This is a genomic window from Duganella alba (assembly GCF_009674495.1).
GTDB lineage: Bacteria > Pseudomonadota > Gammaproteobacteria > Burkholderiales > Burkholderiaceae_D > Rugamonas > Rugamonas alba.
In genome coordinates, this window is the sequence record NZ_WKJN01000112.1 from 1 (window position 1) to 255 (window position 255).

A 255-nucleotide genomic window follows, 5' to 3' on the forward strand; every position below is an offset into this window, starting at 1 on the left:
ACCTCCAGTGCGTGTTACCGCACCTTCATCCTGGCCATGAGTAGATCACTTGGTTTCGGGTCTACACCCAGCGACTATCGCCCTGTTCGGACTCGATTTCTCTACGGCTTCCCTATTCGGTTAACCTCGCCACTGAATGTAAGTCGCTGACCCATTATACAAAAGGTACGCAGTCACCCCACAAGGAGGCTCCTACTGTTTGTATGCACACGGTTTCAGGATCTATTTCACTCCCCTCCCGGGGTTCTTTTCGCC

1 rRNA gene is annotated in these 255 nt (G+C 52.5%); it reads right to left on the minus strand.

From position 1 onward, the window contains the following. Positions 1 to 255, minus strand: a 23S ribosomal RNA gene (locus GJ695_RS29500); the annotation flags it as partial.